Source organism: Saccharopolyspora ipomoeae (assembly GCF_029952525.1).
Taxonomy (GTDB): Bacteria; Actinomycetota; Actinomycetes; order Mycobacteriales; family Pseudonocardiaceae; genus Saccharopolyspora; species Saccharopolyspora ipomoeae.
On sequence record NZ_JASAOF010000009.1, the window covers coordinates 101,847 to 125,446 of the forward strand.

At 68.0% G+C, this 23,600-nt stretch carries 19 protein-coding genes; 15 read left to right on the forward strand and 4 right to left on the reverse strand.

The window, feature by feature from the left end; genetic code table 11:
* Window positions 1-31 precede the first annotated feature (31 nt).
* The 7 genes from mftD to QFW96_RS16235 all read left to right on the forward strand — a co-directional run bounded on the left by mftD (window position 32) and on the right by QFW96_RS16235 (window position 10,153).
* Complete coding sequence (mftD, locus tag QFW96_RS16205; protein WP_281456593.1) at window positions 32-1,285, forward strand: pre-mycofactocin synthase MftD; 1,254 nt, start codon at window positions 32-34, stop codon at window positions 1,283-1,285.
* Window positions 1,282-1,995, forward strand: coding sequence for a mycofactocin biosynthesis peptidyl-dipeptidase MftE (gene mftE / locus QFW96_RS16210; RefSeq protein WP_281456484.1), 714 nt, complete (start codon window positions 1,282-1,284; stop codon window positions 1,993-1,995). The genes mftD and mftE overlap by 4 nt, the downstream gene beginning before the upstream one ends.
* A 791-nt stretch (window positions 1,996-2,786) precedes the next feature.
* Window positions 2,787-3,761 carry a substrate-binding domain-containing protein gene (locus QFW96_RS16215; RefSeq protein ID WP_281456485.1) on the forward strand — a complete coding sequence of 325 codons (975 nt, stop codon included), beginning with the start codon at window positions 2,787-2,789 and terminating at the stop codon, window positions 3,759-3,761.
* Between the two features lie 15 nt (window positions 3,762-3,776).
* Window positions 3,777-6,269 (forward strand): ATP-binding cassette domain-containing protein, encoded by a 2,493-nt coding sequence (locus tag QFW96_RS16220; protein WP_281456486.1) that lies wholly within the window; start codon window positions 3,777-3,779, stop codon window positions 6,267-6,269.
* Between the two features lie 200 nt (window positions 6,270-6,469).
* Complete coding sequence (locus QFW96_RS16225; protein ID WP_281456487.1) at window positions 6,470-7,321, forward strand: ABC transporter permease; 852 nt, start codon at window positions 6,470-6,472, stop codon at window positions 7,319-7,321.
* 252 nt (window positions 7,322-7,573) lie between these two features.
* A complete protein-coding gene (locus tag QFW96_RS16230) occupies window positions 7,574-9,028 on the forward strand; it encodes an aldehyde dehydrogenase (protein ID WP_281456488.1) in 1,455 nt (484 codons plus the stop codon).
* A 96-nt stretch (window positions 9,029-9,124) separates the two neighbouring features.
* Window positions 9,125-10,153 carry a zinc-dependent alcohol dehydrogenase gene (locus QFW96_RS16235; protein ID WP_281456489.1) on the forward strand — a complete coding sequence of 343 codons (1,029 nt, stop codon included), beginning with the start codon at window positions 9,125-9,127 and terminating at the stop codon, window positions 10,151-10,153.
* A 46-nt stretch (window positions 10,154-10,199) separates the two neighbouring features.
* Here QFW96_RS16235 and QFW96_RS16240 read toward each other — a convergent pair whose 3' ends face one another.
* The 4 genes from QFW96_RS16240 to QFW96_RS16255 all read right to left on the reverse strand — a co-directional run bounded on the left by QFW96_RS16240 (window position 10,200) and on the right by QFW96_RS16255 (window position 13,139).
* Window positions 10,200-10,547: an EthD domain-containing protein gene (locus QFW96_RS16240; RefSeq protein WP_281456490.1), complete on the reverse strand. Its 348-nt coding sequence runs from the start codon at window positions 10,545-10,547 to the stop codon at window positions 10,200-10,202.
* 53 nt (window positions 10,548-10,600) lie between these two features.
* Entirely contained in the window at window positions 10,601-11,455 is an 855-nt protein-coding gene (locus QFW96_RS16245; protein ID WP_281456491.1) for a mycofactocin-coupled SDR family oxidoreductase, read from the reverse strand.
* Between the two features lie 63 nt (window positions 11,456-11,518).
* A complete protein-coding gene (locus tag QFW96_RS16250) occupies window positions 11,519-12,019 on the reverse strand; it encodes a nuclear transport factor 2 family protein (protein WP_281456492.1) in 501 nt (166 codons plus the stop codon).
* A 10-nt stretch (window positions 12,020-12,029) separates the two neighbouring features.
* Window positions 12,030-13,139: an NDMA-dependent alcohol dehydrogenase gene (locus tag QFW96_RS16255; RefSeq protein WP_281456493.1), complete on the reverse strand. Its 1,110-nt coding sequence runs from the start codon at window positions 13,137-13,139 to the stop codon at window positions 12,030-12,032.
* A gap of 366 nt (window positions 13,140-13,505) precedes the next feature.
* Here QFW96_RS16255 and QFW96_RS16260 point away from each other — a divergent pair, with 366 nt between their 5' ends.
* The 8 genes from QFW96_RS16260 (at window position 13,506) to QFW96_RS16295 (ending at window position 23,503) form a co-directional block, all read left to right on the forward strand.
* Window positions 13,506-14,369, forward strand: a complete 864-nt coding sequence (locus tag QFW96_RS16260; protein ID WP_281456494.1) for an LLM class F420-dependent oxidoreductase — start codon at window positions 13,506-13,508, stop codon at window positions 14,367-14,369.
* A 16-nt stretch (window positions 14,370-14,385) separates the two neighbouring features.
* A complete protein-coding gene (locus QFW96_RS16265) occupies window positions 14,386-15,261 on the forward strand; it encodes a mycofactocin-coupled SDR family oxidoreductase (RefSeq protein ID WP_343231392.1) in 876 nt (291 codons plus the stop codon).
* 227 nt (window positions 15,262-15,488) lie between these two features.
* Window positions 15,489-17,213 (forward strand): sigma-54-dependent Fis family transcriptional regulator, encoded by a 1,725-nt coding sequence (locus tag QFW96_RS16270; RefSeq protein ID WP_281456495.1) that lies wholly within the window; start codon window positions 15,489-15,491, stop codon window positions 17,211-17,213.
* A 244-nt stretch (window positions 17,214-17,457) separates the two neighbouring features.
* Window positions 17,458-18,363, forward strand: coding sequence for an alpha/beta hydrolase (locus QFW96_RS16275; RefSeq protein ID WP_281456496.1), 906 nt, complete (start codon window positions 17,458-17,460; stop codon window positions 18,361-18,363).
* Window positions 18,364-18,385: 22 nt separating this feature from the next.
* Entirely contained in the window at window positions 18,386-19,999 is a 1,614-nt protein-coding gene (locus tag QFW96_RS16280) for a flavin-containing monooxygenase (protein ID WP_281456497.1), read from the forward strand.
* Window positions 19,999-21,483, forward strand: coding sequence for an NAD-dependent succinate-semialdehyde dehydrogenase (locus QFW96_RS16285; protein WP_281456498.1), 1,485 nt, complete (start codon window positions 19,999-20,001; stop codon window positions 21,481-21,483). Before QFW96_RS16280 ends, QFW96_RS16285 begins: the two co-directional genes overlap by 1 nt.
* Window positions 21,480-22,724, forward strand: coding sequence for an iron-containing alcohol dehydrogenase (locus QFW96_RS16290; protein ID WP_281456499.1), 1,245 nt, complete (start codon window positions 21,480-21,482; stop codon window positions 22,722-22,724). Before QFW96_RS16285 ends, QFW96_RS16290 begins: the two co-directional genes overlap by 4 nt.
* Complete coding sequence (locus QFW96_RS16295) at window positions 22,712-23,503, forward strand: SDR family NAD(P)-dependent oxidoreductase (protein ID WP_281456500.1); 792 nt, start codon at window positions 22,712-22,714, stop codon at window positions 23,501-23,503. The genes QFW96_RS16290 and QFW96_RS16295 overlap by 13 nt, the downstream gene beginning before the upstream one ends.
* Window positions 23,504-23,600: the final 97 nt, after the last annotated feature.

The window sequence follows — 23,600 nt, forward strand, 5'->3', positions numbered from 1 at the left end:
GTTCGCAGACGTAGGGAAGAGAACCGTGTCCATGAAACCAGCGTGGCTGTCGAAGTTGGAAAACCCCTGGAAGCAGAACCCCTGGTTCGAGTCTGTGGCGGTGGCGCAGGAGCGTGCCCGCAGGCGGTTGCCCGCTCCGGTGTACGGCGCGTTGGTGGCGGGCAGCGAGCGCGGTCAGACGATCGAGGACAACCAGGCTGCGTTCGCTGAAATCGGGATGGCGCCGCACGTGGTCGGCCAGGTTTCGGAACGGGACATGGCCACGCGTGTGTTCGGCCAGGACGTCTCGTTTCCGGTGCTGATCAGTCCGACGGGCGTGCAGGCGGTGCACCCTGACGGTGAGGTGGCGGTAGCCCGGGCGGCGGCTGCCCGTGGCACGGTCATGGGTCTGTCGAACTTCGCGTCGAAGTCGGTGGAGGAAGTGACTGCGACGGGTGCGAACACCTTCTTCCAGATGTACTGGACCGGCGACCGCGCCACCATGATTCAGCGCATGACCCGGGCCCACGATGCCGGTGTCAAGGGATTGATCGCCACGTTGGACTGGTCGTTCTCGATGGGGCGTGACTGGGGCAGCCCGGAGATCCCGGAGAAGGTGGACCTCAAGACCATGGTGCGCTTGGCTCCCAAGGTGGCGCCAAAGCTGCGCTGGTTGTGGCAGTTCGGCCGTACGGGCGAGCTCCCCGACCTCACCGCTCCCAACCTCGCTCCTCCAGGCGGTCAGGCCCCGACGTTCTTCGGTGCCTACTACGAGTGGATGACCACTCCGCCGCCCACCTGGGACGACGTGGCGTGGATGTGCGAGCAGTGGCGACAGATCTCCGGCACCCCGTTCGTGCTCAAAGGAGTCTGCCGGGTCGATGACGCGCTGCGGGCGGTCGACTCCGGTGTGGACGGCATCTCGGTGTCCAACCACGGCGGCAACAATCTCGATGGCACACCGGCAGCAATCCGGATGGTCAAGCCGATCGCCGACCACGTGGGTCACCAGATCGACGTCGTCATGGACGGCGGAGTCCGTCGCGGCTCCGACGTGGTCAAAGCACTCGCTCTCGGTGCCAAGGCCATCCTCATCGGCCGGGCCTACCTGTGGGGGCTGGCGGCCAACGGACAGGCCGGAGTTGAGAACGTCCTCGACGCACTCCGCGGCGGTGTCGACTCCGCGTTGCGAGGCTTGGCGGTCGGGTCCGTCCATGAGCTTTCCCCGGAGCACCTGCTGGTGCCGGACGGTTTCCACCACGAGCTCGGCCTCCCCGCGAAAGCCCACCTGGCCGCCCAACAGTGACCGGCACGACGTTGGCCGACGCGACCTGGCAGCAAGCCGGGGGCGACCTGTTGCTGGTTCCGGTCGGCTCGCTCGAACAGCACGGTCCGCACCTGCCGCTGGACACCGACACCGCGATCGCGGTCGCAGTCGCCAACGGCACGGCGGCCCGGCTCGCCGAGCACGGTGTCACCACCTGGGTCGCACCCGCTCTCACGCTGGGATCCAGCGGCGAGCACCAGCACTTTGCGGGCACGCTCTCGATCGGTACCGAGGTGCTGCAGCACATGGTGGTCGAGCTGGTCCGCTCCGCCCGCACCTGGGTGCCGCGTGTGGTGCTGGTGAACGCCCACGGCGGCAACGCCCGCGCGCTCACCCTCGCGGTCACGCAACTCGTCCGCGAGGGGCATGAGGTGGCGTGGTTGCCGTGCCGGACCGAGGAGGTCGATCTGCACGCCGGCTGCACGGAAACCTCGTTGATGCTTCATCTGCACCCCAACTCGGTGCGCGTCGAACTCGCCGAAGCGGGAAACACCGGCCCGCTCGCCGAGATCCTCCCCGCGATGATCGACGGCGGCGTGATCGCGGTTTCGCCCAACGGTGTGCTCGGCGACCCCGCGGGCGCCACCGCCGAGCAGGGGAGGGACCTGCTGGAAATGATGATCGCCGATACCGTGCAGGCTGTGCTCGCGTCCGAGGACGGCCCGCCGCGCAAAGACGCACCCGGATGAGCAGGGGACCGGCGGATCACGTCTCACGGATGACGGACCGATTCCCACACGGCTTTGACATCCGCGTCCGCCACGATGTGCGGCGCCTCGACGGAGACGACTGCTCCTCGGTGGGGCACCTCCGCGCGTGGTGCGACTGACTCCGCCGGTCAACTACGGCCTGTCAGGCTGCGGTGGGGTGCCTCAGCACGTGGATCCGCTGTACCTTGCACCGACCCGCATTCTCCGGTTTTGCATCGGTGATGCCGTCCGCCGTCCGCGCGACTCCGTTTCATGTGCGGGGATCTCCGCATGGCCTTTTTTGATTGCGACCGCAGCGAGTAACCAATTCATGTGCTGGCGGGTCTATTGTGGAGCCGCGAAGGCTTGGCGGTAGCGGCGGCACCGTGAGATGGCCATGAAACCGACGGCGAAGAAGACAGCGGGCTTTCGTCTCACGAGCGTTCACGGCTGTGGGCACTGACGGTGCTTGGTCGAGGGTCTCGGGCGAGGTGATCGGTAAAGAACTCGGTCGCCTTCATGGTTCCGCGTGCCTGTGGGATCGACGCCTCGCCGAGCATTGACAGACGTACGCTCGTTCGCTTTTACTTCTCCTGCCGCGGCGCCAGTGAGATGGCAGTCACAAAACAAACGCTCGTACTCTCCCGAAAGAGGCAGCAATGGTGCTGACACGTCACGTGCTCGGAGGACTCGCTCTACTGGCCGCTTCAGGGCTAGCGGTCTCCTCGTGCGCGTCAACTACCACGAACTCGCCGGGTGCCGGTCAACCGGCGCAGTCCGACGCGCGTGCCGTGTCGGGCACCGACGGCGACATCATGCCGTTCTGCCCGAAGCAGCCGATGAAGGTCGGCTATGCGAAGGGGACCTCCAACACCTGGACCAAGATCACTCTGGCGGAGATCAAGGCGGAGGCATCTAAGTGCCCCACGATCACCGACGTGGTGTTCACCGACGCGCAGGGCAACCAGCAGAAGGCGATCTCCGACCTCAACGGCTTGGTCGCCCAAGGGGTCAAAGCCATCGTCGTCCAGCCGGAATTCGGTGCGGCACAGCTACCGTCGATGCGCGCCGCGATGCGTGCGGGTGTCGCGATCGTCCCGCTGATCTCCAACCCCGGTGGAACGCAGGGCACGGATTATCAGGACTTTGCCTTCGAGGACACCAAGCACGTCGGGGCCGTCCAGGCCGAATGGCTGGCGAAGACGGTGGGCAAGGGGAAGGTCGTCTTCCTCGGGGGCTCTCCTGGTGCGGCCTCGAGCCAGCAGTTCTTCTCCGGGCTGAAGGAGGCCCTGCGGAAGTACCCGGATCTCCAACTGGTCTCCGACCAAGTGGTCGACACCAACTGGGACACCGGGCAGAAGAAGCGTGTGATGGCGGGGCTGCTGGCGCAGCACGGCCGGATCGAAGCGGTGGTGTCCGACTACGGACTGACCGATACCGGCGTGCTGGACGCCTACGCGGAGGCGAATCTTCCGATGCCGGCGCTGGCGACCAACGCGAGTGGAAACATCAACGGATGTCAGTGGGAGAAGGGCAATTTCCCGTTCCTGTCATTGGACGGCACGACGTCCATCGGGCGGATCGCGCTGCGCAAGGCTGTTGCTGTGGCCGGAGGTTCGGCTGATCCGGAACCGGGATGGGTGAACATCCCCGTTGTCGTCGACACGGTGAACGGGAAACCGCCCAAGTGCGATCCGTCGTTGCCTCCGGATGTCGATCTCTCGTCGTCGCTTCCTCTCGAGCAGCTGCGCGCGGCAGCGCAGTAGAGGGGAGACGAGATCATGGCAGATCGTGGCAAATGGGTTCTCGAAGCGGACAGCGTCACCAAGACCTACCCCGGTGTGACCGCATTGGACGCGGTTGACCTGACCGTCGCGCCGGGCGAGGTTCACGGAATCGTCGGGGAGAACGGTGCGGGCAAATCCACGCTGATGGGGATCGTCTCCGGTGCGCGCGCCGCGGACAGCGGCACCGTTCGCATCTGTGGTGAGGCGCTCTCGTCGGCATCACCGCAGCTCGCTCGGCGTCTCGGACTGGCGATCGTGCACCAGGAGCCGGCGTTGCTCCCTGACCTCACCGTGGCCGAGAACATGTACTTCGGCGTCTCCGAAGCGCAGCGTCCCAAGATCGCGAATCTCACGAGTTGGGCTGCCAGGCATTTGGCTGTCTGGCATGGCGAACCGACGATCGACCCGACGGTTCGCGTCGAGCAGCTCCTTCCGGAGCAGCGGTTCGTGGTCGAGATCTGTCGGGCCCTTGCGGCCGAGCCACGAGTGCTGGTCCTTGATGAGCCGACCGAGCACCTGGGTGGTGCGGACGTCGAGCGGTTGTTCGCGACCATCGCTGAACGGGTCGCGGCGGGTTGTTCCGTCGTCTACATCTCGCACCGGATCAGGGAGATCAGGCGGATAGCGGATCGGATCACCGTTCTGCGGGACGGTCGCTGTCAGGGAACTCACGAGGCTGCGGAGCTGTCCGAAGCAGACATCGTGAACCTCATTGTCGGACGTGATCTGAAGACGACGTTTCCGGAGAAGGGCTCGGTTCTCGATGCGGGCTCGAAGAGGCTGTCCGTGCAGGGCCTTTCGGGAGCGAACTTCGTCGCGACGGATCTGCGCGTCGCGGCGGGTGAGGTCGTTGGCCTCGCCGGCATCGAGGGAAACGGTCAGCGCGAGTTCCTGCGAGCGATCGCGGGCTTCGGCCGAACCGCCGGCGTGATCGAGGTGGACGGAGAGCCCGTCAGCGCTGGGTCGACCTCGAGGACGGCGCGATCAGGGATCTGCTTGGTGCCCGGAGACCGCCACCGTGAAGGGGTTATCACCGGTCTCGGTGTGCGGGAGAACCTCGCACTGCGGAGCCTGCGCCGGTTCAGCCGGGCAGGGTTCGTCTCGGGCCGGCGGGAACGGCAGTTCGTCGGCCGGACGATCGATGAGTTCGCCGTCAAGACCGCGGACCAGGATACGCCCATCGACGCCCTGTCGGGTGGAAACCAGCAGAAGACGGTCCTGGCGAGCGCGTTGAGCAGCGAGCCGGCGGTCTTGCTCGTCGACGAACCCACGCAGGGAGTCGATGTCGGTGCTCGAGCCGAGATCTACCAGTTGCTCCGGGACAGGGCGCGGGACACCGGCATGGCCACCGTGGTGCTCTCCTCGGATGCCACCGAGCTCGCGGGCCTGTGCGATCGCGTGGTGGTCTTCTCCCGTGGCCAGCTCGTCGAAGAGCTGTCCGGTGCCGAGGTCACGGAGGAGAACATCACGCAAGGGCTCCTCACCGCGACGAGCGAGCGCGAAAGCCGCAAGCGGTCGTCGGCGCCCGTGTGGAACTGGTTGGCCGCCGACACCGCACCTGTCGTGCTGGTCGCGCTCGCGCTCGTCGGGCTGGCGACCTACGCCCAGATGCTGAACGACCTGTTCCTGGCGCCGTTGAACGTCTCGAGTTCACTGGCGCTGGTGGCGACGTTGTGCCTGGTCGCGCTCGCACAGGCGACAGTGATGCTCACGGGTGGTATCGATCTGTCCGTCGGTCCGCTCATGGGATTCCTGGTCGTGGTCGAATCGTTCTTCCTCGTCGATGGAACACCGGTCGTCGGTCAGCTGACGGGTTGGCTGCTGCTCATCGCGATACCCGTCGCGGTGGGCGTGGTGAACTGGGCGCTGGTGGACATGGTCCGACTGCATCCCATGGTCGCGACCCTGGTGACGTACATGGCGTTGCAGGCGCTGTCGCTGTTGTTGCGCCCGGTACCGGGCGGGCTGATCAGCGCACAGATCACCGATCCCCTGAGCGCTCTGGTTGGGCCGGTGCCGGTGACCTTCCTGGTCGCGGTCGTGCTCAGCGGCACACTGGCCTGGCTGCTGGTGCGCAGCAAGCCCGGCATCGCGTTGCGGGCCGCCGGCTCGGACGCGGAGCGGGCACGGATCAACGGCATCCGGCCCACGCACGTCCGTTTGGCGGCCTACGTCGGATCCTCCCTGCTGGTTGGTGTTGCGTCGGTGACGTTGCTGGCCCAGGTCGGGTCGGGAGATCCGTCGGCCGGAACCAGCTACACGCTGGCCAGTATCAGTGCGGTGGTCATCGGTGGCGTCAGCCTCTACGGCGGTCGTGGCTCGTTCGCAGGTGTGCTGCTGGGGGCATTGCTGGTGCAGGAAGCGGCGTCGGTGACGACGTTCTTGAACCTGTCCACGGCGTGGCAGTACTACCTGCAGGGCCTGCTCACGATCGTTGCGGTCGCCGCCTACTCGAAGAGCCGACAGCGGGTCGTGGTGAAGGGATGACGATGCAGAGAAATTCCGATGCCGTCCGCGCGCCCGACTCCACCGACCTGGCGGACGCGTCTGCACCAACGCAGAAAGGGACCCTCGCACGGGCGAGGTGGGGCGGTCCGGTTCGCTCCATCCTGATCGTCACCGGACTTCTGTTCGCGGTGAGCGGTCTGGTCGCTCCGCAGACGCTGTCACCGACCTCGCTGCTGTCCATGGTGCCGTTCGCCGCGGTGCTCGCCATCGCCGCCGCAGGTCAGACACTCGTGATCCAACAACGAGGCCTGGATCTCTCCGTTCCGGGTAACATCAGCCTGGCGGCCGTCACGCTCGGCGTCTTCCACGCCCGAAACGGGACTTCGCTGGCCGTCACGCTGGGCGTGGTGGCAGCCGTCGCGGTGGTGGTCGGATTGGCCAACGGCTTGCTCGTGGCCAAGCTCGCCATCACGCCGCTGATCAGCACGTTGGCTGTCAACGCGTTGTTGCTCGGTGCGTTGCAGGCCTATTCTGGCGGGTCACCGGCCACAGCACCGCCCGCGTTGAGCGAGTTCGTCTCTACCAAGTTCCTCGGGCAGCAGGTCGTGGTGTGGGTGGCGCTCCTGGTCGTGGTGGTGCTGGCGGTCTTGGCGCGCAAGACCGTCGCCGGGCGGCGGTTCGTCGCAGTGGGCGCCAATCCCTCCGCCGCGCGGGCCGCCGGTGTCGCGGTGAACCGCTACGTCGTCGGCGCCTACGTCGTCGGCTCGCTGTGCATGGCCTTGGCCGGTGTGCTGCTCGCGGGCTACCTGAAGACCACCGCCACCACGGTCGGTGATCCCTACCTGCTTCCGGTCATCGCCGCCGTGATCATCGGCGGCACACCGCTGACCGGGGGGCGCGGCAGTGTGGTCGCCAGTGCCGTCGCCGCCCTGTTCCTCTCGCAGCTGGGCCAGCTCGTTCTCACGCTCGGGGCACCATCCTCGATCCAGATCCTCATCCAGGCGGTGGCGATCGCGGTCGCCGCGGTCCTCCGCGGGATTGGAGATGGTGGTGCGAGGGTGCCATGGCTGCGGCGTGTGCGAGGAACTTGACGACGTGATCCTGCCACCAGCGGCGATGTGCCCGGTTGTTGGCTGTGGGCGTTCGGCGACGTCGGACGCCCACAGTCCTGTTCGTTCAGTCCAATGGTCCAGTTGAGCCGGATCTCGCGGGATTGACGAGAAGAGCAGCCTGACCTTAGGGTCAAGCGAACGGTCGTTTGTTTTTCTGTTTTCAGAAAGCTCGTCTGAGCGGCCCTTTTCATTGTCACAGCCGGACTTTGGCATCCGTGAGGGGACATCATCATGAGTACGAGGCAGGACGTGGGGTTGAGGAGCTTCTCCAAGCTGTTCATCGGAGGGCGGTGGGTCGACCCCGTGAGCGAGGAGACGCTGTCGGTCGTCTCGCCGAGCTCCGAGGAAGTGATCGCGACCGTGCCGTCGGCGTCTCCTGCGGACGTCGACGCCGCCGTGGCGGCCGCGCGGCGGGCCTTCGACGACGGTCCGTGGCCGAGGATGAGCGCGGCGGAACGGGCGGGATACCTCTCGCGCATCCGGGACGAGGTCGCCGCTCGCGTCGAGGACATGGAGCACGCGTTCAGCGCCGAGGTCGGCGCTCCTGCTGGGGTGAGCAAGGCGTTCCACCAGAACGCGCTGGCCGCGTGGGACGACGCGATCACCGTGCACCAGCGAGCCGCGTTCGAGGAGAAGCGGAGCTGGGGAGACGGTGAGGGGGTCCTGGTCAGGGAGCCTGTGGGCGTCGTGGCCGCGATCATCCCGTGGAACGGCCCGGTGGCGCAGGCGTCGATGAAGTACGCCCCCGCGCTCGCCGCCGGCTGCACTGTCGTGCTCAAGCCCTCTCCCGAGGCTCCGCTGAGCACGCTGATCCTCGCGGAAGCCATCGAAGCCGCCGGGCTTCCCGAGGGTGTGGTCAGCATGGTGCCCGCCGGGCGGGAGGTGGGCGAACACCTCGTCCGGCACCCCGACGTGGACAAGGTCTCCTTCACCGGCAGCACCGCCGCGGGCAAGCGGATCATGAGCATCTGCGGTGAGCGCATCGCCCGGGTTTCCCTGGAACTCGGTGGAAAATCGGCCGCCATCGTCGCTGATGACGTTCCCGTCGGCGACGTGGTGCCCTCGCTCGTGCAGGCCGGGGTCATCAACTCCGGTCAGGTGTGCGCTGCTCTGACGCGAGTCCTGGTGCCGCGGCACCGCCAGCAGGAGTTCGCCGAGGCGATCGCCGGGGAGATGGAGTCCTACTCCGTCGGCAGTCCGTTCGAGGAGGGGACCGACCTCGGGCCGCTGGTGAGCGAGCAGCAGCGGGAGCGGGTGGAGAGCTATGTCCGCCTCGGCGTCGAGGAAGGCGCCAGGTTGATCACCGGCGGTGCGCGGCCGGAAGGCCTGGAGCGCGGCTGGTACGTGGCGCCGACGCTGTTCGCCGACGTGCGCAACGACATGCGCATCGCCCGGGAGGAGATCTTCGGGCCGGTCATGTGCCTCATCCCCTTCGACGGGATCGACGAGGCCGTGGCCATCGCCAACGACTCCGACTACGGGCTCTCCGGCGCGGTCTACGCCGAGGACACCGCGCTCGCCGAGCGCGTCGCGCGCCAGGTGCGCACTGGCCAGATCTGCATCAACGGCTGGGCCATGCGGATCGACCAGCCCTTCGGCGGCTACAAACAGTCCGGCCTCGGCAGGGAGGGAAACCTCGAGGGGCTGGGGGCGTTCCTGGAGTACAAGCTCATCCAGCACTCCTGAGGCCGAGGAACGTCAAGACCGGTCGTTGCGCTGCCCGGCTGCCCTTCGAGGTGGCCGGGCAGCGCAGCGATGAACGAACGATTCGGAAGGATGTCGATGAAGGGCTACGCATTTCCCGGTGGCAGGGAGGTCGCGGTCGTGGAACGGCCCACGCCGTCGCCCGGGCCGGGAGAGGTGCTCATCAAGTCGGGCACGTCGTCGGTGTGCGGATCGGACCTGCACGGCTACCGGGCCCCGAAGCAGGACCGCGCGCCGTTCGCCGCGGTCGTCAGCGGGCACGAGCCCGTCGGTGAGGTGGTCGCCGTCGGCGACGGCGTCGCGTGGCCGACGGTCGGCGAGCGCGTCGTCGTCTACCACGTGGGCGGGTGCGGCGAGTGCGGCTCGTGCCACGAGCGCGACTACAAGGCGTGCCCCGGGGCGACCGAACCCGACAACAGCATGACCTTCGGCCGAGACGGTTCGAACGCCGATCACGTCCTCGTCCCCGCAGGCCAGGTGCTGCCGCTGCCCGAGGACTTCTCCTACCCGGAGGGATCGGTCCTGAGCTGCAACTTCGGGACGGCGTGGGGCGCGGTTCGCAACGCCTTCAGCTTCCCCGGGGGCACGCTCGCGGTGTGGGGGCTCGGTCCCGTCGGACTCAACTGCGTGCTCATCGCCCGCGCGCTCGGCATGAAGGTCATCGGGGTGGACATCTCCGAGGGCCGGCGCGAGGTCGCCGAGGGGGTCGGAGCGACGGTCGTCGACGGCGCGCGCTCCGACGTGGTCGAGGCGGTCCGGAGCGTGACCGGCGGCGACGGGCCCGACGCGATCATCGACACCACCGGGGTCGGTGCCGTGCACGCGATCCTGGTCTCGGCCGTCAAGCCCAGGGGAACGGTCGTCCTCGTGGGACTGGGGCACGAGACGTCGGTGGGGCCGGTGCCCGAGGTCGTGCTCAAGCAGGTGACCATCAAGGGATCCTGGCTCTACGACGTCGCCGACTGGCCCGAGATGCTCGACTTCGTGCGGCAGCACGAGATCGACCTCATGACCACTGTGGACAAGGTGGTCCCGATCGCCGAGTTCGAGACGATGCTCAAGGAGGCGGACGCGGCTTCCGCGGGGAAGATCGTGTTCACCTGGTGAACCCCGGTGCCGGGGTCGTGAAGGCCACGACCCCGGCACGCGGTCTTCAGTCTCCGACGACGACGTGGTCTTCGAGCACGACGACGTGGTGATCTCCGATGAAGTTCTCGATGTCGGCGAGCGCGCGCTGACCGGCCTCGGACGCCCACCCGGCTTCCATCGCCTCGGGGCTCTCGTAGTCGAGGACGGCGATCCCGTCGACGCCGAAGGAGTTGTCGGGCTCGGAGAGGTCGCCCTGCGGAACGATGTGGCGTTGGACGTACCGGGTCACGCCCGGCACTTCGGCGGCGAGCGGAGCGTGCTGCTCCCGCCAGTAGTCGCAGAACTCGGCGAAGGACATGCCGGGCTTGCGGCTGAACAAGGCGATGGTGCGCACGGGTCTGGTGTCTGACATGGTGGTTCCTCGCATTCGCCGGAGAGCGGCTGGGATGTGCGGTGGCCGGATGCTCAACCGGCGTACTTGCTGAGCATCCCGGCGTCGACCGGGAGCGCGGTGCCGGTGATGTAGCGCGACTCGTCGGAGGCGAGCCACAGCACGGCCTGCGAGACGTCGTTCATCTCCACCCACGGCTGCGGCAGCATGTTGATGCGGCGCAGCACGTCGGCACCGTCGTCGAGGGTGGGTTGGTCGAGATCGGGCCGGAAGATCTTGGCCGAAACCGGGTTGTCGATCATCGGTGTTCGCACGTTGGTGGGGTGGATGGTGTTGACGCGGATGCCGTGCTCGGCGACCTCGTTGGCCAGCGCGGTCGCAAGGCCGACGACGCCGTGCTTGGCGGCGCAGTACTGGGCGACGTTGGGGATGCCGCGCAGTCCCGCGATCGAGCTGATCGCGATGACCGATCCGCCGCGGCCACCGGCGATCAGGTGCGGGACGGTGGCCTTGGTCGTCTGCCACACCCCGCTGAGGTTGATGTCGATGACGGTGGACCACTCGTCGCGGGTCAGCTCCCAGGACGGCTTAGGGGAGCCGAGCACGCCGGCGTTGGCCACGACCACGTCGAGACCGCCGAGCCGTTCCACCGCGTCGTCGACCGCGGGGGCGAGCTCCTCGTCGCGGACATCGGCCTCCACGACCACCGCGCGGCGGCCCAGAGCCTCGACGGCCTGGGCCGCCGCCTTCAGCTCGGAGGACGAGGGCAGCGGGTAGCCGACCCCGTCGATCGGTCGGACGGCGTCGACGAGGACGACATCGGCGCCGTGCTCGGCGAGGGTGACCGCGTGCGAGCGTCCTTGGCCGCGGGCCGCTCCGGTGATGAGCGCGACCTTGCCCGCGAGCCGGCCGTGTTCGGGTGTGGTCATGGAACTCCTTCCGCTGGACTGGTTCGACCGTGCTGGGGACCTCGTGGTGCGGACCGCTCCGGATCACCCGCGCAGCGGCTGCTTGACCCAGCCCTGGTCCCAGTTGGAGACCTGGTGGGTCTTGCCGAGGAGTTCCTGGAAGTACCAGCGACCGTCGCGCTTCACGAACTGGTCGGTGTAGTGGATCGTGATGAGGACGGGGTCCTTCTCCGTCGGGTCGTCGAGGCTCTCGATCGTGCACAGGCACAGCAGGTAGAAGTGCCCGGTGGCGGTGCGGCCGTCCTCGTCGAGCTCGACCTGTGGGTTGAGCACGTGGTGCAGCGCCCAGCTGATCTTCTTCGACAGGGCGCGGAAGTGGGCCTTGATCTCCTCGTGGCCCACCATCGATCCGCCCTCGCCGTCGACGACCCAACGTCCGTCGTCGGCGAAGCAGCTCGCGATGCCGTCGGGGTCGTAACCGTCGTCGCAGAAGGCGGCGTAGCGGAACTTCAGTTGTTCGATCGCCCGGACGTCTTCGAGCCGGGTAATCCGGCGCGTCAGGTCGGCGAGATCGGTGTCGGTCATGCTGTCCACCTCAGTGTTCGATGTCGAGGACTCCGCGGATGTTCTTGTCGGCGAGAAGATCGTCGTAGCCCTGGTTGACGCCTTCGAGCGGGTAGCGGCTGGTGATCAGCTCGTCGAGCTTGAGCTGGCCCTTCTGGTAGAGCTGGACGATCTTCTTGATGTCGACGTGCGGTGCGCCGGAGCCGAAGAGGCTGCCCACGAGCCGCTTCTCGTAGAGGGTGAGCTCCAGGCTCGGGATCTCCAGCTTGGTCTCGGGATTGGCCAGCGCGGTCACCACGACCGTGCCCGCTTTGCGGACCAGCGCGAAGGCGTCCGAGACGACCTGCGGTTCGACGAGCCCGACGGTGACGATGCAGGAATCGGCGCCCTGTCCGCGCGTCTCGCTCCACACGAACTCGTGAGCCTCAGCGGCGTCGGCGAAGGCGTGGGTGGCTCCCAGCTTGAGCGCCATCTCCCGCTTGAACGGTGCCGGGTCGACCGCCACGACCATCTCCGCACCTGCGTGGGCGGCTCCCTGCACGGCGTTGATGCCGATCCCGCCGACCCCGTAGACGACGGTGGTGTCGCCGGGACGGGTGTCGGCCGCGTAGACCGCCGAGCCCCAGCCGGTCGGGACGCCGCAGGCCGCGATCGCCAGCACGTCGAGCGGCACGTCGGGCTCGACGACGACCAGCGACGAGTCTGGGATGACGTTCCACTGCGAGAACGTGCCCAGCACGTCGACCCCGCCCATGCCCTTGCCGCGGCCGTGCAGGCGCTGGGTGCCGTCGAGCATCGTGCCCTGCATGAGGAACGCACCGTTGTCGCACAAATTCGACTTGCCCATCAGGCAGAACCGGCATCGCCCGCACTGCGGCATCCACGAGCTGATGAAGTGGTCGCCCGGCTTGACGTGGGTGACGCCCGGGCCCACCTCCTCGACGACACCGGCACCTTCGTGGCCGCCCACCATGGGAGGTTCGATCACCAGGTCTCCGTGCCGGAGGTGCTCGTCCGAGTGGCACAACCCCGCGTGGTCGTAGCGGACGAGGACCTCGCCGGCCTTGGGCGGGTCCAGCTCCAGTTCGGTGATCTCGAAGTTCCCGGTGCTCTGCCACATCACGGCGGCTTTGGTCTTCACAGGTCCCACTCCTTCCGGTTCTCCACGCTGAGTCCCGGGCCCCCGGGGCCCGGCGTAGCGGGCGCGTACGGGCGGGCCGAGTAGCTCGAAGCTAGACGAACGGGCGCTCGTTTTTCAAGGGAATCGTCGGATGGTGTCTCGGTGCAACCGAATCGGGTCGCGTGCGAACGATTGTTCGCCTAAGTGGCGTCGGGCGGAAATCTTGACGGGGCCGGGCAGCGACCTTAAGTTCCGAACGAGCGACCGTTCTCTGGTTCCCCTCATCCACCCGGTAGCGGGTCCTCGCGTCCTGGTACGCGGACCGAGCCGGGGTTCACGCGTGCACGTATTCCGCAATCGACATCGAACGCTCGGAAGGTGACGATCATGAAGCTCGGCGGTGTCTACTTCTTCACCGACGACGGGCCCGATCCCGTCGAATTCGCGCAAGCGGCTGAGGACCGGGGATTCGACTCGCTGTTCCTGCCGGAGCACACCCACTTCCCGGTATCCCGCGAGTCGGCCTACCCGGTCGCCTACGGCGGTGGCGAGCTGCCGTCGTTCTACCTGCACACGCTCGACCAGATCGTGACGCTGTCGATGATCGCCGGGGCGACCCGGAACCTGACCCTGGGCACCGGGATCTGCCTGCTCGCTCAGCACGACCCGATCGCCAAGGCCAAGGAGCTGGCCACTCTCGATCTCCTCTCGAAGGGCAGGCTGGTCTGCGGTGTGGGGTTCGGCTGGAACCGCGAGGAGGCGGAGGCCCACGGCGTGGTGTGGAAGAAGCGGTTCAGCATCATCCGGGACAAGGTCAAGGTGATGCAGGCGCTCTGGACCCAGGAGGTGGCCAGTTACGACGGGGCCGAAGCCTCGCTCGCCCCGAGCTGGTCGTGGCCGAAGCCCGCGCAGCCGCGCGGCCCCAAGATCTACCTGGGAGGAGCGGGGCCGACCACGATGCGGCACGCCGCCCAGTGGGCCGACACCTGGTACGTGGTGCCGCCGCCGCACGACCCGACCCTGGAGGAGTCGATTCCGCAGTTCTGGAAGATCGTCGACGAGGTCGGCCGCGATCGCGATTCGATCAGCATCGCCGTGGCCTCCGCGCCGCCGGACCCGGTCGTGCTCGAGAAGTACGCGGCCCAGGGCGTCGAGCGCGCCGCGCTCTGGATCGACCCGGCCACCAGCCCGTCGCAGGGCATGGCCAACCTCGCCGCCGTCGGCGACGTGGTCGCGGCCTACAAGGGCTGAACCACTCACAGCTGGAGTGGAAGGAAACGCGCGGGTTCACCGTTCGTCACGCGAAGGGAATGCGGCAATGGGTGGCAAGCTCGAAGGCAAGGTCGCCTTCATCACCGGAGCGGCACGAGGGCAGGGGCGCAGTCACGCGATCCGGCTCGCCGAGGAGGGCGCCGACATCATCGCACTCGACCTGGTCGAGCAGATGCCGCGCGTACCCTACGACATGGCCACACCCGAGGACTTCGAGAAGACCGTTGCGGCGGTCGAAGGCCTCGGCAGGCGGATCGTCACGGGCGTCGCGGACGTGCGGGACCGCGCGGCCGTGCGTGCCGTCGTTGACGACGGGGTCGCCGAGTTCGGGCGGATCGACGTGGTGCTCGCGAACGCGGGCATCGCGCCGCACTCGGCGGAGGAGCGCGATGCCGCCGCGGTCTTCGACGACGTCATTGCCGTGAACCTCGCCGGTGTGTACAACACGGTTCACGCCGCGGTGCCGACGATGATCGAGCGGGGAGAGGGCGGCTCGGTCGTGCTCACGAGCTCGATCCAGGGACTCTCGGGGCGAGCGGGCACGGGCACGGGTTCCTGGGACGGCTACGCGGCCGCGAAGCACGGCGTCGTCGGGCTCATGCGGTCATGGGCGAACTGGCTGGCGCAGTACTCGATCCGCGTGAACTCGGTGCACCCGACCGGCGTCAATACGCCGATGATCGTCAACGAGTCGCTGCCCGCGTTCTTCGAGAAGTTCCCGGACAGCGCCGTGTCGCTGACCAATCTCCTGCCGGTGGAGATGGTCGAACCGGTCGACGTCAGCAACGCGATCGCGTGGCTGGTATCGGACGAGGCCCGCTACGTCACCGGCGTGACGCTGCCCGTCGACGCCGGCTTCACCGTTAAGTAGCGGACTCGGCCGCGTTCATCACCTCTGCCCATTCAGCGAAGAATGAAACGAATGCGTGGGTGGCGCCGCCGGAGCGTCTCACTTTGAGACAGTCGGGTTCGCCACATCTGTGCTGGTCGGGTCGCGACGCGTATCTTGCGGTCAACGACAGCGCAGTCGCCGGGCCGGGCGGATGACGGTGACCGGACGGATCTCGGCGGCGCGTTCGACGTGACGAGGAGCTGCCAGTGCCGGACAACGCTGAGTACGACCGCATCGAGAAGGCGAAGGAACTGGTGCTCTCGGCGCAGGCGGCGTCGGTGGCCGGGCAGAGCGCGCAGCTGGTGGAGTCGTGGCGGCGTTCGGGGAGCGCGCTGGGCAGGCCGGAGAACGTCGCGGACGTGCCGCGCGTCAGCGAGGAAGTGCTGGACGCGCACCTGCTGGACCTCTTCCGCGACCCGCTGACCAGGTTCGCCGAAGGGGTCTCCGGCACCGGGCTGGCCGTCCTGCTGGCCGACTCTCGCGGACGGATCCTGCACCGCTGGTGCGGGGACCGCGCCGCGTCGGCCCACCTCGACCGGATCGGTACGGTGCGGGGTGCGGTGCTTGCCGAGGACGCCGTCGGCACCAACGGGGTGGGCACCGTGGCGGCCTCCGGGCGCGAAGTGCAGATCCAGGGCGTCGAGCACTTCGCCGACATCTACCGCAACGCGATCTGCACCGGGGCTCCGGTCCGGCACCCGATGACCGGGAACCTGCTGGCGGTGGTCACGTTGTCCTGCGACGTCACGCCCAGGGCCGATTTGCTGCGACCGCTGCTGAGCACCGTGACCCAGCAGCTCGAGCAGCACGTCTTGGAGATGCAGGAACCGGCCGCCCGGCGGGCGTTCAACACGTTCCTGGAGATCACGCGGGCCCGGCCCGAGCCGGTGGTGGCGTTCGGACCTGCCGGCCTGCTGATCCAGAACCCGCAGGCGGGGCGTCTGGCGGGGGAGGACCTGCGCCAGCTGCACCGGCTGTGCGCGGACGGCATCGGTACCGGCAAGTACTCGGTGGAGCTGTCGACCGGGCTCGCGCACGTGCACGTCACCGCGGTCGACTCGGGTAACCGCGTCGCGGTCGTTCAGGAGCCGCAGGCAGGACGGCTGTTGACCGGGTCGGCGCGGAGCAGTGGCGGCGTGCTGCGCCAGCTGGTCGGCCGGGCACCGGAGTGGCTGGACGCCCGGCGCGCCGTCGAGCGGTACCGGTCGTCGGGCGAACCGCTGATCATCGCAGGCGAACCGGGGGCGGGGAAGCTCTCGCTGGCACTGGGACACCCGTCGGAACCTGACGCTCCGGTTCGGCGCGAGGTCGTCGACGCCGCGCAGCGCCACGTCGTGGGCGGTCGGCAGTGGCTGCAGGACCTCGCCGCGCGCCTGGAGAACGGGCGGGACCTGGTGGTCCGAGGGGTGCAGACCCTGGAACCGCGGATCCTCGACGGCATGCGGACCGTGCTGCGGGACTCGCCCCACCGACGCTCGGTCCTGGTGACGCTGACGACCGAAGCGCGCGAGGACGCGGACGCATTCGGGCTGAAGTACGACGTCCCGGTCGTGTGGGTGCCTCCGCTGCGGGACCGGGTCTCGGATCTGCCTGCGTTGTGGAAGCACTTCGCGCCGTTTCCGGCGGTGACGCCGGACGGGGAGGCCCTGGGGCTGCTGGGCGCCTACCAGTGGCCCGGCAACGTCAAGGAGCTGCGCACGGTCGTCGGTCAGGTCGCCGACGCGGGAAAGTCGGGCACGGTGGTTCCGGGTGATCTTCCCGCTGCGGTGCGCAACGCGCCGTCGTTGACGATGATCGAGCGGGTGGAGCTCGAGGCGATCCGCAAGGCGCTGCGGGAGACCGAGGGCAATCGCGCGAAAGCGGCGCAGATCCTCGGTCTCTCCCGCGCCACCGTCTACCGCAAGATGAAGGCATACAGGCTGATCAGCTAGCCGCTCACCAGGTCGGGAAGTCCTGTCGACGGCGGTCCGTTCGGGCCGTCGCGCTTCTGTGCGTCGTGACGGTCCTTCGCGCGCGAAACTCCTCCGCATCGCCCTCCCGGTTCGGGTGACCAGGCGTCGCCGAGCGGTGAATCACCTTGAGAATGCGGTGTTTCATTCTGCGACGGTTCGCCCAACTCCCTTCCGATTCGCGTGAGAGTGCTCCGTGGAAAGCGGAACTGCGGAGGAGGAGACGATGACGTCGATTCGCCCGACCGATGTGCTCGGGGAGCTCTACGCCAAGTGGGCGGTGGAGATGACCCGCGACCCGGAGATGTCCGTCGAGCTGCTGCGGATGGTCTTCGACGACTGGCACAACGCCACCGCAGAACCCCCGGACGTGACCTACCGCGAGACCGAGGTCGGCGGCGTGCCGGGCATCGAGGTCCTTCCCGAGGGTTGCGACGTCGAGCAGGTGCTGGTGTTCATGCACGGCGGCGGGTTCGCGCTGGGGTCGCCGTCGAGCCACCGGAAACTTGCAGGCCACCTCGCCCGCGAGTGCGGGACGAGAGCGTTCGTGGCCGACTTCCGGCTGGCGCCCGAGCACCCGTTCCCCACGGGATTGCAGGACGGCGTGGCCGTCGTCGACGGGCTGCTCGGGAAGGGGCACCGCATCGAGGACATTACGCCGGTGGGTGACAGCGCGGGCGGCAACCTCGCGATCGCGATCGTCCTATCCCTGCGGGAGGAGGGCCGAGATCTGCCGACTCAGGTGATCACCATGTCGCCCTGGCTGAACATGGAGAACACCGGTCGCACGCTGGAGTCGAACGACGCCACCGACTTCCTCATCACGCGCGAGGGGTTGCAGGCCAACATCGACCGCTATCTGGGCGGTTCCACCGCGGCGACGAACCCGTTGGCCAACCCGCTTCACGCCGATCTCACCGGATTCCCCCGCCTCTACATCGACGCGGGCTCGGCGGAGTCGCTGTTCGACGACGCCGTGCAGCTGCACGCGCTCGCCGAGAAGCACGGCGTGGACGTGACCTTCACCGTCGGCGACGGGATGCAGCACGTCTACCCGTTCATGGCCGGACGCGACCCGAGAGCCGACGTCGAGATCCGCAGGATCGCGGACTGGTACCGCGCAGGCCGCTGAACTCGACTCGAAAGGAACCACGATGAAGAACAACGCGGACTACGACGCGATCGTGATCGGGGCCGGTTTCTCCGGCCTGGCCATGCTGCACCACTGCCGCGAGATCGGGCTGCGGGCCGTCGTGCTCGACTCCGCCGACGGGGTCGGCGGGACCTGGCACTGGAACACCTACCCGGGTGCGCGCACCGACAGCGAGTTCTACTACTACTCGTTCTCCTTCTCCGAGGAGGTCCGCAACGAGTGGACGTGGTCGGAGCGCTACCCGGCCCAGCCCGAGGTGAAGGCCTACCTGGAATTCCTCGCGGAACGCCTCGACCTCCACCGGGACATTCGGCTACGCACCCGGGTCGAACGCGCCGAGCACGACGAGGCGCGCAACGTCTGGGACGTCACCACCGACGCTGGCCAGACGCTCACCGCGACCTACCTGATCAGCGGCATGGGCGTGCTGGCCGAGCCGAACCTGCCGGACATCCCCGGCGCTGCCTCGTTCGCGGGGGAGAGCTACCACACGGCCCGCTGGCCGCAGGACCGCGAGGTCGACCTGTCCGGCAAGCGCGTGGGCGTCATCGGCCTGGGCGCGTCCGGTGTGCAGATCGTCCCGGTGGTCGCCGAGATGGCCGGCGAGCTGCTGGTCTTCCAGCGCACCCCCAACTACGTCGTCGCCAGCTCGAACTACGAGGTCGACGACGAGTGGATGGCCCAGGTCCGCGAGAACTACCCGGAGAACTTCAAGCGCGCGCGGGAGCACATCTTCGCGGTGCCGTTCGAGAACCCGGCCCACGGCGCCAAGGACGTCAGCGCCGCTGAGCGCGAGCGGATCTTCGAGGAGAAGTGGCGCGAGGGCGGCTTCCACTTCATGTTGGAGACCTTCAACGACCTCGCGCTCGACGAAGAGTCGAACCACTACGCCTCGGAGTTCATCCGCAAGAAGATCCGGGAGACCGTGCACGACCCGGCGACCGCGGAACTGCTGTGCCCGAAGGACTACCCCTTCAACGGCAAGCGCCCGCCGGGCGGCCACGGCTACTACGAGACCTACAACCGCGACAACGTTCACCTGATCGACATCCGCGAGAACGGCATCGAGGAGATCACCGCCCAGGGCGTGCGGGTCGACGGCCGGCTCCACGAGCTTGACGTGCTGATCTTCGCCACCGGTTTCGACGCGATGACCGGTACGCTCACCGCCGTCGACATCGTCGGCCGGGACGGTGTGGTGCTGAGGGAGAAGTGGGCCGACGGGCTGAAGACGAACCTGGGGCTCGGGGTCCACGGGTTCCCGAACTTCTTCATGATCCTCGGACCTCAGACCCCGTACGCGAACCTGCCGGTGGCGATCGAAGCAGGCGTCGAGTGGATCACCGCTGCCCTGAAGTTCGCCGCGGACAACGGTATCGAGCGCCTGGAGTCCACCAAGGACGCCGAGGAGGAGTGGGCCGAGGAGGTCTCGCGCGCGGGCTCGTCCACGATCATGGCCCAGGGCGTGAACGCCAACGCCTGGTTCATCGGGGCCAACATCCCCGGCAAACCTGTCGAGTTCAACGTCTACATGGGCGGCGCGGACGCCTACTTCAAGCGCTGCGACGAGGTCGCCGCCGGCGGCTACCGCGAGTTCCAGGGAGGTGAGCGCTGATGAGCCGCCTGGACGACCACGTGACGTTGCGCGGGCACCGGGTGCCGGTCGGCGCCTACCTCGACGGCCGGTGGACCACCACCGATGCCGCCTTCGCCGTGATCAACCCCAGCGATGCCGACCCTCTGGCCGAGGTGGCCGAGTGCGGACCCGCCGAGGCGCTGCGCGGGCTCGACGCGGCGGCCGCGAGTCAGGAAGCCTGGCGGTCGGTACCGCCACGGCAACGCGCCGAGCTGTTCCACCACGCGCACTCCCTGATGCTGGAGCGCGTTGACGCCTTCACCGATGTCATGGTGCTGGAGTCCGGGAAACCGCGAGCCGAAGCCGAGGGGGAGTTCGGGCTGTCGGCCGGGTTCTTCCGCTGGTACGCAGAGCAGATCGCCCACCTGCACGGTACCTACTCCGACGCCACCACCGGCGGCTATCGGGTGGTGACGACCCACCAGCCGGTGGGGCCCAGCTTCCTGGTGACGCCTTGGAACTTCCCGCTGCTGATGGCCGCGCGCAAGGCCGGCGCCGCCCTGGCCGCCGGCTGCACCGTGCTGATGAAATCGGCGAAGGAAACGCCGCTGACCGCAGCGCTGTTCACCCAGGTCCTGCACGACGCCGGATTTCCGGCCGGGGTGGTCAACCTCGTGCACACCACCGATTCGGCTGCCGTGTCCGAGGCGGTCCTGCCGGACCCGCGGCTCCGCAAGATCAGCTTCACCGGATCGACGGGAGTTGGGAGCACGCTGCTGAGCGCAGCCGCACGCAACATCGTCAACTCGTCGATGGAACTGGGTGGCGACGGGCCGTTCGTCGTGCTCGACGACGCCGACATCGAGCACGCCGTGGAGCAGGCGGTGGCCTGCAAGTTCCGCAACGCCGGACAGGCGTGCGTCGCGGCGAACCGAATCATCCTGCATCGCGACATCGCTGAGGAGTTCACCGAGCGTTTCGTCGAGCGGGCCGAGGCGTTGCGCGTCGGGGACGGATTCGACGGGGTCGACGTTGGCCCGATCATCACGCAATCCCAGCTGGAGCGGGTGGGAGCGCTGGTGACCCGGTTCGTGGAGGCGGGTGCCGAAGTCCTCACCGGCGGTCGGGAATTGGATGCGAAGGGGTTCTTCTACGAACCCACTGTGCTGCGAGTGTCCGGGCGCGGCGGGGAGTTCTGCAACGAGGAGCTGTTCGCGCCGGTCGCCGCGCTGTACACGGTGGACAGTGCGGAGGAAGCCGTGGATTTCGCCAACGACACCCGCTACGGACTGGCCTCGTACGTGTTCACCCGGGACCTCAACGCGGCCTTCGCGATCTCCGAACGCCTGGATTTCGGCATGGTCGGCATCAACCGCGGCATCATGGCTGATCCCGCCGCCGCGTTCGGCGGGATCAAGGAATCCGGTCTCGGACGGGAAGGCGGGCACGAGGGCATCTACGAGTTCCTCGAACCCAAGTACCTAGCGATCACGGTCGACGAGAAGCGGGTGATGAACCGATGAGCACGCGCACCACCAACGACATCGGGCTCGGACTGTTGCGGCAGCCCAAGCACCTCGCCTTCGGCCCGGGACAACGGGCACAGCTGCCGCACCTCGTGCGGGGCATCGGCGGCCGGGCGCTGATCTGCACCGACGAGCGCATGGCGAGCAGCGAGGTGTTCGCCGAGATCGTCGCTGCCCTTCGCGACAGCGGTGTCGCCGTCGAGGTGTTCGACGGGGTCGAAGCCGAACTGCCCAGGGACAACCTGCTCGGCGTCGTCGACAGGTTCTCCGGCAGCCCGGTCGACGTCGTCATCGGAGTCGGCGGGGGCAGCTGCCTGGACTTCGCCAAGGTGGCCGCGATCCTGCTCGCCCGCGGTGGTGACGTGCGCGACCTCTACGGCGAGAACCGCGTCGCCGGCCCCGGGCTGCCGATGATCGCGGTGCCGACCACCGGCGGGACGGGCGCGGAGATCACCTGCATCTCGGTGGTTTACGACGCCGATCTCGGCATGAAGGTCGGTATCGCCAGCCCGTACCTCGAGGCGCACGCGGCCGTGGTTGACCCCGAACTCACGATCAGCTGTCCTCGGGGGCTCACCGCCGCCACCGGTGCGGACGCGCTGTCGCACCTCATCGAGTCGTTTACCGCGCGCGCCAAGAACCCCGGTACCGACCACATCGAGCAGCACCTCTACGTGGGCAAGAACCTGCTCGCCGATGTCTACGCCCGGCAGGGGCTCGGTCTGCTCAACACCTCGCTGGAACGGCTGGCCGCCGACCTGACCGACCTCGGTGCCCGCTCGGACACGATGCTGGCGGCGATGAGCGCCGGCATGGCCATCAACACCGCGGGAACCGCCGCGGCCCACGCCATCCAATCGCCAATCGGAGCCCTCACCCACACCGCGCACGGCTTCGGCGTGGGCGCGCTCCTGCCCTACGTGATGCGCTACAACCTGCCCGCACGGGAACCGGAGTTCGCCGAGATCGCCGACGTGCTCGGCGTCGGCACCGGCGCAGACCAGGTGGCTCGCGCCCGAGCCGCGATCGTCCGGGTCGAGGAGATCCTCGCCGCACTGGACGTGCCGCTGAACCTCCGCGACCTCGGGCTGCGACCCGAGCACTTCGAGGTCGTAGCCGAACAGGCGATGAAGGCGACCCGGCTGACGGCGAACAACCCCCGCGAACTCACCCACGACTCCGTCGTGGAGATCCTCAAGCGCGGCTACGCCGACGATCGAAGCTGGTGGGACCTGTGACAGCGCACGAGCACCAGGAGACGAGCAGCATGAACCCGCTCAACGGCAAGACCGCAGTAGTGACCGGCGCAGCCCAGGGCATCGGCGCGGCCGTGGCCCGCAAGCTCGCCGCGCAGGGCGCGCGTGTGATCATCGCCGACGTCCAGGCCGACGCGGCCCGGGAACGCGCATCGGAACTCGCGTCGGTGACGGGCATGGAGGTCACCGCCGAGCCGCTCGACGTCACCGACTCCCGGGCGGTCAGCGGCCTGGCTGAGAAGTCCGGTCCGGTCGACATCGTGATCAACAATGCCGGGATCGCGACCAACGCCCCGACACTCGACATGACTGACGAAGCGTGGCAGCGCACTCTGGACATCAACCTCACCGGCACTTTCCTGATGTGCCGCGAGTTCGGCCGGACGATGCGAGGACGTGGTGGCGCCATCGTCAACATCTCGTCCATCGCCGGGTTCAAGGCCACCAGGCCGGAGGTGCACGTCGGCTACGACGCGACCAAGGCCGCCATCATCGGCCTGACCAGAACCCTGGCCGCCGAATGGGCGGGCGAGGGGATCCGGGTCAACGCGGTGGCCCCGGGTTACGCCAACACCGACATCCTCAAGGCGGTGGGCGCCGAGAACCCGGAGACCCTCGCGCAGTGGAAGTCCCAGGTGCCGCAGGGCAGGCTCATGGAACCCACCGAGATCGCCGAGGTCGTCGCCTTCCTGGCCGCACCGTCGTCCAGCGCGGTGACCGGCCACGTCCTGGTCGCCGACGGAGGCTACACGGCCTGGTGACGCCTGGACCCCGGAACAGCCGGGTCACGTCACCTGTCCGGTAACGTGACCCGGCACGATGCGGTCCGAGTGGTACGGACATCAGTTCGTTGTGGCT